Raw genomic sequence first — 15,810 nt, forward strand, 5'->3', positions numbered from 1 at the left:
TTATAAATAAGGCAAGTATCTATGATCTTGAAAGTGAATACCATGTTGGAGGAGTTATTAAAGCCTCACCTAGCAGGGAAGAATATCAGCTTATAAATAAAAAATCTCATATAGAGTCTAAAGTTATGATAATGGAAGACTTAAAGGGAAACATTAAAAAGGGAGACACGGTAGGTAAGATTATAGTAACATATGATAAGACGTCTACAGAAGCTGATTTAATAGCAACTGAAGATATTAAGAGAGTTAATGTATTTAAGAGAATAGTACTATTTTTTAAGAATTTATTTAAATAACAAAAAGAGTCGATATAAAGTCGGCTCTTTTTATATGTCCTTTTTCATTAGGGATGCTTGAAGAATTGCATCTCCCCATGAAAGTGATACTTCTTTAATTTTTTGGAATCCTCTTTTTACCCAAAAGCGAAGAGCATCTTCATTTTTAGAGTCTACAACATCTATTCTAATAGCATGTGATCCATTGTTTTTAGCATATGATTCAAACTCAGCAAAAACAGTTTTTCCAATACCTTTATTTATGTATTTGTTATGTAACATGAAAAGTGAAAGATAGGTTTCGCTAGAAAGCTTAAAATCTAGTATTCCAAGTATAGCACCACTTTCTTTATCTACTATTTTACATGGTGAAAATCCAGAGTTTCTAGTTTCCTTAAGATCTTCTAATAGCCAATCAAATGTTACGTTTTCCTTATTAGTATGTTTTTTCAGGAATTCTTTGTTTGAGTTATATATTTCAGTGATTTCTATAATGTCTTCAGCATTAGACTCATCAACAAAAAAATCCTTTCCGTCGAATAACATAGAAAAAATCCTCCTAAGAACAATAATTTTAGTCATATTTATTTAAAATACCTATATTTTCGATATAAAATTATAAATTTCTAACTACAAACTACATTATAACACTATATAAAAATTATAAAATAGTTAAAACTCTATAAACTAATTTGCTTATTTTTATAAAATCATAGAAAAAATATAAAATGTTTAAAAAAATTTCATTGGGATAGACTCCTAATAATAATATATTTAGGAGAATTATATGAAATTTAGGCTATATATACTGTTTCCCTTTTTTGTAATAGGGGTTCTTCTATATAATCTTAATATTAATTGGAAGTTTCAATTAATTGTTAGTTTTATAGTGATTTTACTATTGATAATTTTTTTGTTTGTGAAAAGGAGCAATATATTAGTAATAGGACTTGTTTTTTTAATGCTTGGAGGTGTGTTTGTAAACATATATAGGGTAGGCTACGATGCTAGAGTCTATGCACTTAAAGACAAGAAGGAGTTTGAAGGACGGGTTGTAGACCTTAAGGAAACAAGTTTTACACTAAAAAACAATAAAAATAATTATAAGGTAGTTTTTTATTATGATGCTAAGAAAATTAAAGATGTGCCGAGTATTGGAGATTATATACAAATTAAAGGTAAGCTTAAAGAAAATAAGGAGTATAGAAAAAACTCAATGGCATCTAGGGGATTATTATCCTATGGAAAGGTAACAAGAATAATTAGTATAGATAGTAGTATAAGCATATTTAATATCCACCTTAAAATAAAGGACAAGATAAGTAGAGGACTTGAAAGCGTAGATTCTAGAGCAGGAGCATTTGTATCTGGAATAGTTACAGGATACCGCTCTGGAATAGATGAGGAGGATATGAAAAGCTTTAGTGAGATGGATATTATTCATATTGTTGCTGTTTCAGGATTTAATCTTGCTATTTTATATGCTGCTACTATGACTATAACCACTATGCTTCCTATTAAAAGGAGGCTTATTATAGCTCTTGTTGTATCTACATGTTATGTATTTATTACAGGATTTGAACCATCAGTTACAAGGGCCTTAATAATGATATACATGGTAATACTAGCTAGGTATTTAGGAAAGATAAATTCAACAGTTAATGGACTTTTTATAGCGGGTTTTTTAATGCTTACAATTAATCCATTTTATATTTATTCCCTTGGTTTTATATTATCATTTACAGCAACCCTTTCCATATCACTTTTTAGTAGCGATTTATTAGAGCATGTAGAAGGATATAGTAAGTTATTCAAAAATGAAATAGCAGCAACAGGTGCTAGTATGATATTAACTCTTCCTATTATTCTTTACAGTAAGGGATATTATTCACTTATATCTATAGTAGTAAATGTTGTTATATCTCCACTTGTAGGGTTGATTACTGTTACGGGATTTATATCATGTTTCTTATATGTTATAATACCTTACAATTTAATTTTATATCCATGTGTTTTCATAGGAGAAATAACCTTATATATAATAGGATTATTTGATTCTATAAATGTACTTGTTTTCACAGGTAGGCTTAGTATTGTATGTATTGTGTTATATTATTTTATAGTACTTTTATATCTTAAAATAATTAAGTTTAAGAAAAATAATGCAAAGTATATTATAATTTCTAGTATGGTAGGCATCATAGTTTTGTCATTAATTATAGATAGGCAAAGTTTAAAGATTCACTTTATTGATGTTGGTCAAGGTGATAGTATATTCATAGAATACCCAGGTAAAAAGACTATGTTAATAGATACTGGAAACGCCTTTGATGATTATATAGCAGCAAAGTCTAAGGTTATGCCATATATAAGAAAGCTTGGCTATAATGATATTGATTATTTAGTTATAAGTCATTTTCATTCAGATCATAATGGTGGAGTTGATTATATAGAGGATAATCATAGTATAGAAAAGAAGATTTCTTACCTAGGTTGTAGTGATGAGAGCTATTTAGGACTTATGAAGGATGATTATATGAGGATATCAGGGGTAAGGCTAAGTGTATTGTCACCAAATGGCAAGGTTAATTATGATGATGAAAATAAGAATTCTTTAATATTTGAATTATCATATAAGGACTTTAATGCTTTATTTACAGGTGATGCGACTAATGAGGAAATGGATAAAATAAGTGGTGAGTATGATCTGTTTAAAGTTCCCCACCATGGGTCTAAGTATTCTATTAGTGAAAAAATGCTTAATTTATCAAAAATAAAAAATGCAGTTATAACAGTTGGAGAAAATAACTACAATCATCCATCAAAGGAGTGTATTAACACTTTAGAGGATGAAGGGGCTAATATATATAGAACAGATAAAATGGGAACTATTGTTTACACCATAGACTTATTTGGTGAGAGAATAGGATTTAACAACTAAGGGGGAAATAAATTTGATTATAAAATCCTTTAAAGATTTTCAAAAAAATATTGCAGGGAATAAAATTTCAAACTTCATTGTAGTGCACGGAAATGATAAGGATAAGATTAGCAAATGTGAAAAGGAAATAATGGAGATACCAGGAGGTATTAAGGAACTTAATACGGTTACAATTGAAGGTAATTCAATATCATTTGATGACATACAAAATGCATGTGAAACAATACCTGTAATGTCTGATAAGAGGGTTGTACACGTAAAGTCACCAAGTTTTACCTTTGAGAGTTTAGATTCAAGTTCAAAGGCTCTTTTAAAGGATGTAACAGATTATGCAAAGGATGTACCTGAATATACTATACTTATGATTTCTAGTAAGGATCCTATTGATAAGGGAAATTCATTAATTAAGGTTTCGAATACTATTGGTACACTTGTAGAACTTAAAATACCTATGTATGGTAAGGACTTATCACAGTGGATTGAAACATATATTAAGGATAATAAGAAAAATATTTCAAAGTCAGATATATTTTATTTAACTAATGAAATGACATCCTCAATAGATAATATGGAAATAGAACTTAATAAGCTTATTTCATATATAGGTGATAGAGAAAATATTACAAAGGAAGATATTGATGCTGTTATTCATAAAACATCAGAAAGTAATATTTTTAAAATGACAGATTATATGTACAAAAAAGACGCTAAAAATGCACTGGATATATTAGATACTATATTCCTTCAGGGGGAGCAGTTCCCAAAGATTATGTTTATGATAATAAGGCAGTTTAGAATTCTATATAACGTAAGATTGTTATTAGATGATGGTGAAAGGGATTCGGATATTATTAAGAAACTTAAGCTACAGGAATTTGTATATAGAGGTATAGCTAAAATAATAGGAAACTGGGAAAGTAACACTATTAAAAATGTACTAGAAGATGCATTAGAAACTGACTACAGCATAAAAAGTGGAAAGATGCAGCCGGAACTTGGACTTGAGCTTTTGATATTAAGAATATGTAAATAGAAAAAACAGGTAGTTGAGAGACTACCTGTTTTTGTTAAATTAATTAGTTAGCTGCTTTGTTAAGAGCAACTGAAAGTCTTGACTTCTTTCTTGAAGCAGCATTCTTGTGAATGATACCCTTTGAAGTAGCCTTGTCAATTTCACAAATAGCAGCTGATAGAAGTACCTTTGCTTCATCAAAGTTTCCAGCAGCAACAGCAGCTTCGAACTTCTTGATTGAAGTCTTAACCGCAGTCTTTACCATTTTGTTTCTTAGTGTTTTTCTTTCAATTACCTTAATTCTTTTCATTGCAGACTTAATATTTGCCATCGTAGTGTCCTCCTTAAATTTAAACCAAAATATTTTAAGACACAAAATTAGATTGTGGGGAATCTATATGCGGATGGTCAACATTACATCAACTAAACGTAATTATAGCATTATAAGCTAGACTTATCAATACTAATATTAGCTTATTATTGCCAATATTTATTTAAAAATACTTAATTGATTTATTGGATAAATATTAATAAATTATTAAGCTTTTTGTTTAAAGTAAAAATAGCTAAAAAATCCACAAAATATAAATTGAAAAATAAGAACCTATCACATATAATGGACATGAGTCATTATATTTAAATTATTTAATATTTTAAAATTTATGTTAGTTTTCTAAGATAACTACTCTTCTTATGTGGGAAGAGTAGTTATTTTTTTTGTTTAAATAATACATTTTTGCATAAACTACTTTTAACTTATTTTGATTTGTTAGGAGGAAGTGTTTATGTTTAATCCCCGTACTGATTTAGCTGTAGAAGCTAGGGAGATTTATAATAATAATAAGGAAGTAGAAATAGAAGGTGTATCATTTGATACTAAGAGAATGCTTGGAGGTATTAGAATCGTAACTGTAAATGTATTAGATGAGAAGGGTGAAGAGGCATTAGGTAAGCCTAAGGGTACATATATTACTATGGAGATACCTGAGGTTAAACACTATGATGTTGATCTTCATGAAGACTTAACAAGGGCTCTTTCAGAAGAGATTCTAAAGGTAGTTAAGATTAAAAAGGATCTTAAAACCCTTGTTGTAGGACTTGGTAACTGGCATGTAACACCAGATTCTTTAGGACCTAAGGTAGTATCGAAGCTTATGGTAACAAGACATCTTAAGGAGTATATGCCTGATCAAATTGACGAGGGAATAAATCCTGTTGCAGCACTTGCACCTGGAGTGCTTGGCATAACAGGTATAGAGACTGCAGAAATCGTTAAAGGAATAGTAGAAAAAACGTCACCTGATATTGTTATTGTTATAGATGCATTAGCTGCAAGAAATGTTGATAGAGTAGCTAGAACAATTCAAATAGGGGATACAGGTATAGCGCCAGGAGCAGGTGTTGGTAACAAGAGAATGGAGCTTTCTATGAAAACCTTAGGGGTACCTGTTATAGCAATTGGAGTTCCAACGGTTGTAGATGCACCTACTATGGCTAATGATACAATAGATTCCATGATAGATTCATTAATTTCAGAAACTAAGGACAATCCTGATACTAAGGGCTTCTATACAATGCTTAAGAGCCTTAACAAAGAAGAAAAGTATGAAATGATAAAGGGAGTTCTTAATTCTTATTCAAGTAATTTAATGGTTACACCAAAGGATATTGATGCACTTATAGAAGACTTAGCTAAGATAATTGCTAATAGTATTAATATAAGTCTTCATCCATCTATTGATATAGAAGATATAGATAGATATCTTTTCTAAAGTAGTAATATAACCGCTTTTATTAACATAACTATATTACATAAACCATACAAGGGGATGAAGTAGTTATGTTTAATAGAAAAAGTTCAGATATTTTAAGTAAATTTATTGTTTTTGCTGTAGGAATACTTCTTATGGCAAAAATCTTTTTACCATTATTATCAATGGGGCTTAGTGAAAACCCAAAGTATATATATATGCAGATACTGGGTAAATCAAATGGGTCCATAGAAGAACATGTAGCTAAATCCCAACATGAGGATGAAGATAATGTAGACCTTTCAAGTTACATAATAAGAAATTTAACTGGAATAGATCTTTCTACACCTACTAATTTTATGTCTTCTCAAATGCCTTTACTTGGGCTTTTAGATATAGATATAACAGGTGAAGATAAAGGTCCTATTATAGTAGATAACAATAAAGGTAGTGATTCTAGTAGCGAAAAGGCAGAGGATAAATCTCCTCCTGCAAAGCCGCTAAATCGATCTAAGCCAGAGATATTGATCTACCATACACATACTACAGAAACATTTAATCCGGATGGTAAGGGTAAGGACTTTACAACTGATTTAACCCAAACAGTAGCTAATGTAGGAGATGAACTAGTTAAAATACTAGAAAATAAATATGGAATAGCAGTAGTACATAACAAGACAGTTCACGATATTCCAAAGAGAAATGGTGCATACCAAAGATCACGTCCAACTGTAGAGAAGCTACTTAAAGAAAATAAATATAAATTAGTTATAGATTTACATAGAGATAGTGTTCCAGCTGATAAGAGTACGGCGCTTATTAATGGACAAAAAATAGCTAGACCTATGTTTGTATTTGGTAGTAACAATCCAAATATTAAGGATAGTGAGGCAATTGCAAAGAAGCTTAATAACGAAATAAATAAGATTCACCCTAAGTTCTCAAGAGGATTTCTATATAAGAAGTCTGCAGTGTTTAATCAGGATTTAGATCCAAATTTAGTTCTAATTGAACTTGGTAGTTCTACCAATAGTAAGGAAGAGGTTGTTGCTTCACTTAATATTATAGCTAAGGCCATTGCAAATACTATAAAATAGAAAGAGTTTAATTTTATTGACATATAACATGACGATTGTGTTATAATTTAGTGTGATTATTTAGATTTTAATAAAATTAACATACAGACCACTTAAGGAGGATTACTATGTCTAACGAGAGACAATCTAAAATTAGAAACTTTAGTATTATAGCACATATCGATCATGGAAAGTCGACACTTGCAGATAGATTAATAGAAAAAACAGGGACACTAACTCAAAGAGAGATGGAGTCACAGGTTCTTGATAGTATGGACCTTGAAAGAGAAAGAGGTATTACTATTAAGTCACAGGCTGTAAGATTAGTACATAGGGCAGAGGATAATAAGGAATATGTAATGAACCTTATTGATACCCCAGGACATGTAGACTTTAACTATGAGGTTTCAAGAAGTTTAGCAGCCTGCGAGGGAGCGATTCTTGTTGTAGATGCAACTCAGGGTATACAGGCACAAACACTTGCTAACTGTTACCTAGCACTTGATAATAATCTGGATATTATGCCGGTTATTAATAAGATAGACCTTCCAAGTGCAAGACCAGATGAAATTAAGAAAGAAATAGAGGATATTATAGGACTAGATTGTAGTAATGTTCCTTTAATTTCAGCTAAGGTTGGACTTGGTATTGAAGACGTATTAAGTGCAATAGTAGAGCAGCTTCCACCTCCAAGTGGAGATGAGGAAGGCAAGCTTAAGGCACTAGTGTTTGATAGTTACTATGACCAATATAAGGGAGTAGTTTCATATGTAAGAATTAAAGAAGGTAAAGTAAAAAAAGGTGATAAGATTAGATTTATGGCTTCACAGAAGGAATACGAAGTTACAGAAGTTGGGATTTTTGCGCCAAACTTTATCGAAACAGAAGGACTTAAGGCTGGAGAAGTTGGGTACATTACAGGTAGTATTAAGAATGTTCGTGATGCGAGAGTTGGAGACACTATAACACTTGCAAGTGACCCTGCTGAAGAAGCGCTTCCAGGATACAGACCTGCTATTCCTATGGTATATAGTGGTATATATCCAACAGATGGAGCTAAGTATAATGAACTTAAGGAAGCCCTTGAAAAGCTTCAACTTAATGATGCAGCACTTACATTTGAACCAGAAACTTCTATAGCATTAGGATTTGGATTTAGATGTGGATTCCTTGGACTACTTCATATGGAAGTTATTCAGGAGAGAATTGAAAGAGAATTTAACCTAGACTTAGTTACAACTGCACCATCAGTTATATATAAGATAACTAAGGCAAATGGAGAACTTATAGAACTTACTAACCCAACTAATATGCCGGACCCTTCAGAAATTGACTATATGGAGGAGCCTATGGTTAAGGCATCTATAATTTCACCATCAGATTATGTTGGACCTGTTATGGATCTTTGCCAAAATAGAAGAGGTGTATTTAAGAATATGGAGTATCTAGAAACTACTAGAGTTATGCTTCATTATGAAATTCCTCTAAATGAAATTATCTTTGACTTCTTTGACACATTAAAGTCAAAGACAAGAGGATATGCATCACTAGACTATGAATTAATAGGATATGCACCATCTAAGCTAGTTAAGCTAGATATTCTTCTAAATGGAGATACAGTAGATGCATTATCACAAATTGTTCCAAGTGAAAGAGCATATGCTAGGGGACGTGCAATTGCAGAGAAGCTTAAGGAAATTATTCCAAGACAGATGTTTGAGATTCCAATTCAAGCAGCTGTTGGGGCTAAAGTTATTGCAAGAGAAACTGTTAGAGCTATGAGAAAAGACGTTCTTGCTAAGTGTTACGGTGGTGATATTTCAAGAAAGAAGAAACTTCTTGAAAAGCAAAAAGAAGGTAAGAAGAGAATGAAGCAAATAGGAACTGTTGAAGTTCCGCAGGAAGCATTTATGGCTGTACTTAAGGTAGAGTGTTAATGAAATCACTTTATGTCCACATACCTTTTTGTGCTAGAAAGTGCTTATACTGTGACTTTAATTCTATAACAGATAGAAGCCTTGAAAATGAGTACATTGAGAGGTTAATTACTGAAATAGAAAGGTTACCAGAAGAAAACTTTAAAACGATATTTATTGGTGGGGGTACTCCCACCATTTTATCTATAGAGAATCTTGAGAAATTATTAACATGTCTTAAGAAATATTCTCCTATAGAGTTTTCTGTAGAGTGTAACCCAGGAACACTTAACGAAGATAATCTAACAGTTATGAAAAAACAGGGAATAAATAGGCTTTCTATTGGACTACAATCATCAGATAACCATGTACTTAAAAAACTTGGTAGAATGCATAGTTATGAAGAATTTTTAGAGAGCTACAGAAATGCTAGAAAATTAGGATTTAATAATATTAATATAGACCTTATGTTTGCGGTTCCGGGTCAAAGTTTTGAGATGTATAAGGATACATTAGATAGAATTGTATCATTAAACCCTGAGCATTTATCAGCATATAGCCTTATTGTAGAGGAGGGTACACCTTATTTTACTATGAGGGAAAAGGGTAAGCTTACCGTTGTTGATGAGGATATTGAAAGGGAAATGTACGATTATACAATAGAATTTCTACAGAGCAGGGGATATAAGTGGTATGAAATATCTAATTTTGCAAAGAATAATCTAGAGTCAAAACACAATGTGGTGTATTGGTCTACAGATGATTATTATGGAGTAGGTGCAGGTGCCCACTCATATGTAAATAGATATAGATACTCAAACCCTAAAAGTATAGGTGAATATATTGCATATGTAGATTCAAGTAGTAATATTTATGATAAGGAATACATAGATGAATCAGCTGCTATGGAAGAGTTTGTATTTCTTGGTATGCGCATGATGAAGGGAATTAGTAAAGAAGAATTTAATAAACGATTTAATAAAAATATCTATTCGGTATACAAGGATCAAATTGAAAAACTTACTAGACTTGGCTTAATTGAAGAAGTAGAAGATAGAATTAAGTTAACTCGAAGGGGTGTAAGTTTTTCAAATAGTGTTTTTGTAGAGTTTTTATTATAAAAAATTTAAAAATATCATTTATACACTTGACAAATTGATGTATAAATGATATTTTAAAAATGTAATCGTTAGCACTCAAGGTTACTGAGTGCTAATAAACGAGGTGATAATATGGAAATTGGTGATAGAAAGAAAACCATATTAAGAGCAATTGTTAAGGATTATATACAAACAGGGGAACCTGTAGGTTCTAGAACTATTGCTAAGAAATATGACATTGGTTATAGTTCAGCTACTATTCGTAACGAAATGGCTGATCTAGAGGAACTAGGATTAATAATTCAGCCCCATACCTCGGCAGGAAGAATACCCTCAGATAAGGGGTATAGATATTATGTTGATAAGCTAATGGAGGTAGGAAGCCCTACAGCTGATGAAATAGAGCTTATTAAACAGTATATGCAACTTGCAACTATTAATGAGGTAGATAAGCTTATACGAAGAACGGCTAAGCTTATTTCTGAGGCAACTAATTATACAGCAGCAATTATTACTCCATCAGTTAATAACAGCGTAATTGTATCATTGAAGCTTATTCCAGTTAATGTTGCAGAACTTGTAGCTGTAGTAGTAACTGATATGGCACAAATTCAAAACATAATGATTAAATTGCCAGAACCAATATCACCAGATACTCTTCAAAAGATTAATAATATGCTAAATGAAAAGTTATGTGGTCTTACTATAGACGAAATTAATCTTTCGGTTATAGGCTCAATTCAAGAAGGATTAAGTGGATATAACGAAATTTTAAACTCTATAATACCACTACTATATGAAAGTTTAAAAGGCGACCATCAAAAACTTTATATGTCAGGTGCATCTAATATATTTTCTCATCCAGAATATAACGATGTAGAAAAAGCTAGAGAGTTTTTATCACTAGTTGAAGACTCTGAGAAGATGCAAAGAGTATTTAACCAAGGAATTGGTCAAATAGAAATATCTATTGGAGATGAAAATGACATAGAAGAGGTCAAAAATTATAGCATAATTAAGTCAACATATAGTATTAACCATAAGCCGGTAGGTAGTATAGGGGTTATAGGTCCTAAGAGAATGAACTACTCAAAGGTAATGGGCATATTAAAGTGCTTTACTGATGTACTTAACGATGTTTTAAAAACAACCTATGAGGACTAACACCTAAAATATAATCGAAAGGGTGACATAAATGGATGAAAAGAATCTAAATGAAAATCTTGAGGATAGCACTGAAGATATGGCTAACCTAGAGGATGCTACAGATGAAAATGTAGAATCAAATAATGAGGCTAGTGAAGAAGTTGATTACAAGGAGCTTTTAGACAAAAAAGAAGCTGAATGTAAGGACTATCTTGATAGATTACAAAGAACTACAGCTGAATATGATAACTTTAGAAAAAGAACTATTAAGGAAAAAGAAGAGCTTTATGATAGAGGGGTTACAGACTCTATTGAAAAGGTACTACCAATTCTTGATAATCTTGAAAGAGCACTTGAGTGTTCATCAGAAGATGGACCACTTAAGGAAGGTCTTGAAATGACCCTAAAAATGTTCAAGGGAATCCTTGAAAAGGAAGGAATTGTTGAAATTCCATCAGTTGGAGAACAGTTTGACCCAAATTATCATAATGCGGTTATGCATGTTCAAGATGAACAATTTGGTAATAATGAAGTTATAGAAGTACTTCAAAAGGGTTATAAGCTAAAAGATAAAATCATACGTTTTAGTATGGTTAAGGTTGCTAATTAATAAAAATATATATTATTTATGAATTTCTAAATATTAAGGAGGAAATTTTCATGGGAAAAGTAATAGGAATAGATTTAGGAACAACTAATTCATGTGTAGCTGTTATGGAAGGTGGAGAGCCTGTAGTAATAGCTAACTCAGAGGGAGCTAGAACAACTCCTTCAGTTATAGGATTTAAGCCAGATGGAGAAAGAATTGTTGGGCAGGTTGCAAAAAGACAGGCAATTACAAACCCAGATAAAACAATAATCTCAATTAAGAGACATATGGGAACAAACCATAAGGTTAATATAGATGGTAAGGATTACTCACCACAGGAATTATCAGCAATGATTCTTCAAAAACTTAAGGCAGATGCTGAGAGCTACCTTGGTGAAACAGTTACAGATGCTGTAATTACAGTACCTGCATACTTTAATGATAGCGAAAGACAAGCAACTAAAGACGCTGGAAGAATTGCTGGACTTAATGTTCAAAGAATTATTAACGAGCCAACAGCTGCTTCACTTGCATATGGACTAGATAAGGGTGAAGGAAACCACAAAATCCTTATTTACGATTTAGGTGGAGGAACATTTGACGTTTCAATTCTTGAAATCGGTGATGGAGTATTTGAAGTTCTTGCAACTCATGGAGATACTAAGCTTGGAGGAGATGACTTTGATGATAGAATCATTAACTTCTTAGCTGATACATTTAAGGCTGATACAGGAATCGATTTAAGACAAGATAATATGGCTATGCAAAGACTTAAGGAAGCAGCAGAGAAGGCTAAGATTGAGCTTTCAACAATGACTTCTACTGAAGTTAACCTACCATTTATCTCAGTAGATCAAACAGGACCTAAGCACCTTAATATAAACCTTTCAAGAGCTAAGTTTGATGAAATAACTGCAGATCTTGTTAAGAGAACTCTAGTTCCAATTGAGAACTCACTTAAGGATGCAGGACTTTCATTTAGTGATATAGAGAAAATTGTTTTAGTTGGAGGTTCTACTAGAATACCAGCTGTTCAAGAAGCAGTTAAGAATTATACAGGAAAAGAGCCATCAAAGGGTGTTAACCCAGATGAGTGTGTTGCATTAGGAGCAGCTATTCAAGCAGGAGTTCTAACAGGAGATGTTAAGGATGTACTTCTACTAGACGTTACACCACTTTCACTTGGAATTGAAACTTTAGGAGGAGTAGCTACTGCACTTATTCCTAGAAACACAACTATTCCAACTAAGAAGAGCCAGGTATTCTCAACAGCAGCAGATGGTCAAACATCAGTTGAGATCCACGTTGTTCAAGGTGAAAGACAAATGGCTAATGACAATAAGTCACTAGGTAAATTCCAACTTTCAGGAATTGCACCAGCTCCAAGAGGAATTCCTCAAATCGAAGTTACATTCGACATTGATGCAAACGGTATAGTTAATGTATCAGCTGAAGATAAGGCAACTGGTAAGAAGGCTGATATTACAATTACTGCATCAACTAACCTATCAGATGATGAAGTAGATAAGGCTGTACGTGATGCTGAAATGTACGCTGAAGAAGATAGAAAGAGAAAAGAAAGCATTGAAACTAAGAATACTGCAGAGTCAATGGTTTACCAAACAGAAAATGCTCTGAAAGAGCTTGGTGATAAGATTTCAGCAGAAGAGAAGAGCGAAATCGAAGCTAAGGTAGCAGATCTTAAGGAAAAACTACAAGGTGAAGATATAGAAGCTATAAAGGCATCTAATGAAGCCCTAACTCAAAAGTTCTATGAAATTTCATCAAAGATGTACCAACAAGCAGGAGGAGCTCCAGAGGGAGGATTTGATCCTAACGCAGCAGGTGCTCAAGGTGCTCCAAATGATGGAGAAATAAATGCAGACTTTGACGTAAAGGATAAATAGTAAGCTTTAGGAGGGCATAGCCCTCCTAAGTTTGTGTTATAAGGTGGTGAATATATGGCAGCTAAAGACTATTATGCATCTTTAGGACTTGAAAAAGGTGCAAGTGATGATGAGATTAAAAAGGCGTTTAGAAAAATGGCTATAAAGTATCACCCAGATAAAAATCAAGGTGATAAGGAAGCAGAAGAAAAGTTTAAAGAAATAAACGAAGCATATCAAGTATTATCAGACCCTGAGAAAAAGGCTAACTATGACCAATATGGTACTGCAGACTTTGATGGAGCAGGATTCGGTGGCGGATTTAGTGGAGGCTTTGGAGGCTTTGGTGATATATTCGGAGATATTTTCGATATGTTCGGTGGAGGTTCAGGAGCTAGAAGAAATCCTAATGCTCCAAGAAGAGGAAATGACCTTGAAACTACTATTATTCTTACCTTTGAAGAAGCTGCTTTTGGAGTTAAAAAGGAAATTGAAATTAATAGAGAAGAAAACTGTGAAGAATGTTCAGGTAGTGGTGCTGCAAAGGGTACTAGCCCTGCAACATGTTCAAGATGCGGTGGTTCAGGTCAAGTTCAGGTTCAAAAATCAACTCCATTTGGAAGTTTTGTAAGTGTTACAACCTGTGATACTTGTAATGGAAGTGGTAAGAAAATTGAAAAGCCATGTACAGCTTGTAGTGGAAGTGGTAGAATTCGCAAGAATAAAATTGTAAGCATTAACATTCCAGCAGGAGTTGATGATGGTAATACAATTCCATTAAGAGGGCATGGAGAACCGGGATTTAACGGTGGCCCTGCAGGGGATTTATATATAAATATTAGAGTTCGTAATCACACAACATTTAAGAGAAGGGGAACAGATATATTCTGTGAAATTCCTATATCTATTGTTAAGGCATCACTTGGAGGAGAGATTGAAGTACCTACGCTACAAGGAAGCAAAAGCCATAAAATTGATGCAGGAGTTCAAAATGGTAAGGTAATTAAATTTAAGGGTGATGGTATACAAAACGTTAGAGGCTCAGGTAAGGGAGATCTTTATGTAGAGCTTAAGGTTGAAGTTCCAACTAAGCTTACAGAAAAACAAAGAGAACTACTTGAAAGTCTAGCAATTGAGTTTGGAGAAACAGTAGATTCTAAAAAAACATTAAAAGATAAATTAAAAGACGCTTTTAAAATTGATAATGAATAACTTTAAAGATTCTACTAAGGCATGAGGCCTTGTAGAATCTTTTTTATATTCTCATTATTTAAAATTTCTATTGACTTGGCATTTAGGATTTGATATTGTTTGATAGTGTTATTTTTTACATAAGTGTTTAAGGAGGAAATTATGAGCGAAACGAAGGTAAAGATAGTAACCGCTGACCCGTCAGCATTAGGTCTTTTTGGACTAGCTATTATAACATTAGTAGCATCAACACAAAAACTTGGAATTACAGAAGGTGTATCACTGGTACTACCTTGGGCGATTTTTCTAGGTGCTTCAGCACAGCTTCTAGCATGTATTCAAGATTTTAAGCATAACAATACATTTGGAGCAACTGCATTTGGAGCATACGCATTCTTCTGGTACTCAATGGGACTAGTATGGATGATTCAAAATGGAATATTCGGTGAGAAGTTCCTAGGCGGAATTGATTCAAATCAATTAGGAGTTGCATTCCTTGCATATTTAATATTTACTATTTATATGACAATTGGAGCAATGGAAACACATAAGGTATTATTTATTATATTTGTACTTATTGACTTATTATTCCTTGGACTAGCTCTAAGCACGTTCGGAATAATGAAGCACTTCATGCATAACTTAGCTGGAATTTCAGAGCTACTTATTGCAATTATGTCATTCTATGGTTCAGCAGCAGCGGTTCTAAATACTCACTTCGGAAGAGTATTCCTACCAGTTGGTAAGCCATTTAAGATATTTAAGAAGTAATTTAAAGACGCCTTTATGGCGTCTTTTGTTAGTTATGTCACAAACAAACTTTTAATTTATAGGTTTATATTAAGTTTTTAACTCTGTAAAGGCATCTTTTATGATGCCTTTTGTTATATTTAGAAGTATTTTTATGATAATATATAATTAATAATT

14 protein-coding genes are annotated in these 15,810 nt (G+C 32.5%); 12 read left to right on the forward strand and 2 right to left on the reverse strand.

What is annotated here, in order from left to right:
• The coding region (locus RR539_RS07345) for a hypothetical protein (protein ID WP_442878404.1) at positions 1–296 on the forward strand (296 nt) is incomplete at its 5' end.
• Between the two features lie 30 nt (positions 297–326).
• Here the strand turns inward: RR539_RS07345 and RR539_RS07350 are convergent.
• The gene (locus tag RR539_RS07350; protein ID WP_332473233.1) at positions 327–821 is read right to left on the reverse strand and encodes a GNAT family N-acetyltransferase; all 495 of its coding nucleotides are present in this window, start codon (positions 819–821) and stop codon (positions 327–329) included.
• Positions 822–1,194: 373 nt separating this feature from the next.
• On the opposite strand from RR539_RS07350, the gene RR539_RS07355 reads away from it, so the two are divergent.
• Positions 1,195–3,216 carry a DNA internalization-related competence protein ComEC/Rec2 gene (locus tag RR539_RS07355; protein WP_332473234.1) on the forward strand — a complete coding sequence of 674 codons (2,022 nt, stop codon included), beginning with the start codon at positions 1,195–1,197 and terminating at the stop codon, positions 3,214–3,216.
• A gap of 13 nt (positions 3,217–3,229) precedes the next feature.
• Positions 3,230–4,249: a DNA polymerase III subunit delta gene (gene holA, locus RR539_RS07360; RefSeq protein ID WP_332473235.1), complete on the forward strand. Its 1,020-nt coding sequence runs from the start codon at positions 3,230–3,232 to the stop codon at positions 4,247–4,249.
• 43 nt (positions 4,250–4,292) lie between these two features.
• On the opposite strand, the gene rpsT is transcribed toward holA, so the two are convergent.
• Positions 4,293–4,559 (reverse strand): 30S ribosomal protein S20, encoded by a 267-nt coding sequence (rpsT, locus tag RR539_RS07365; RefSeq protein ID WP_332473236.1) that lies wholly within the window; start codon positions 4,557–4,559, stop codon positions 4,293–4,295.
• Positions 4,560–5,013: 454 nt separating this feature from the next.
• Between rpsT and gpr the strand changes: the two genes are divergently transcribed.
• The 9 genes from gpr to RR539_RS07410 all read left to right on the forward strand — a co-directional run bounded on the left by gpr (position 5,014) and on the right by RR539_RS07410 (position 15,654).
• Positions 5,014–6,000 carry a GPR endopeptidase gene (gpr, locus tag RR539_RS07370; RefSeq protein WP_332473237.1) on the forward strand — a complete coding sequence of 329 codons (987 nt, stop codon included), beginning with the start codon at positions 5,014–5,016 and terminating at the stop codon, positions 5,998–6,000.
• 68 nt (positions 6,001–6,068) lie between these two features.
• Positions 6,069–7,076, forward strand: a complete 1,008-nt coding sequence (gene spoIIP / locus RR539_RS07375) for a stage II sporulation protein P (RefSeq protein ID WP_332483496.1) — start codon at positions 6,069–6,071, stop codon at positions 7,074–7,076.
• 107 nt (positions 7,077–7,183) lie between these two features.
• Entirely contained in the window at positions 7,184–8,992 is a 1,809-nt protein-coding gene (lepA, locus tag RR539_RS07380) for a translation elongation factor 4 (RefSeq protein WP_332473239.1), read from the forward strand.
• Entirely contained in the window at positions 8,992–10,092 is a 1,101-nt protein-coding gene (gene hemW / locus RR539_RS07385) for a radical SAM family heme chaperone HemW (protein WP_332473240.1), read from the forward strand. Before lepA ends, hemW begins: the two co-directional genes overlap by 1 nt.
• Positions 10,093–10,203: 111 nt before the next feature.
• Positions 10,204–11,235: a heat-inducible transcriptional repressor HrcA gene (gene hrcA / locus RR539_RS07390; protein ID WP_332473241.1), complete on the forward strand. Its 1,032-nt coding sequence runs from the start codon at positions 10,204–10,206 to the stop codon at positions 11,233–11,235.
• A gap of 31 nt (positions 11,236–11,266) precedes the next feature.
• Positions 11,267–11,827 carry a nucleotide exchange factor GrpE gene (gene grpE, locus RR539_RS07395; protein ID WP_332473242.1) on the forward strand — a complete coding sequence of 187 codons (561 nt, stop codon included), beginning with the start codon at positions 11,267–11,269 and terminating at the stop codon, positions 11,825–11,827.
• Positions 11,828–11,877: 50 nt separating this feature from the next.
• Positions 11,878–13,713: a molecular chaperone DnaK gene (gene dnaK, locus RR539_RS07400; protein ID WP_332483495.1), complete on the forward strand. Its 1,836-nt coding sequence runs from the start codon at positions 11,878–11,880 to the stop codon at positions 13,711–13,713.
• A 54-nt stretch (positions 13,714–13,767) separates the two neighbouring features.
• A complete protein-coding gene (dnaJ, locus tag RR539_RS07405) occupies positions 13,768–14,904 on the forward strand; it encodes a molecular chaperone DnaJ (RefSeq protein ID WP_332473244.1) in 1,137 nt (378 codons plus the stop codon).
• 141 nt (positions 14,905–15,045) lie between these two features.
• Entirely contained in the window at positions 15,046–15,654 is a 609-nt protein-coding gene (locus RR539_RS07410; protein ID WP_332473245.1) for an acetate uptake transporter, read from the forward strand.
• The last annotated feature ends 156 nt before the right edge of the window (positions 15,655–15,810 follow it).

The organism is Clostridium sp. (assembly GCF_036639235.1).
Classification (GTDB): Bacteria; Bacillota; Clostridia; order Clostridiales; family Caloramatoraceae; genus Clostridium_AB.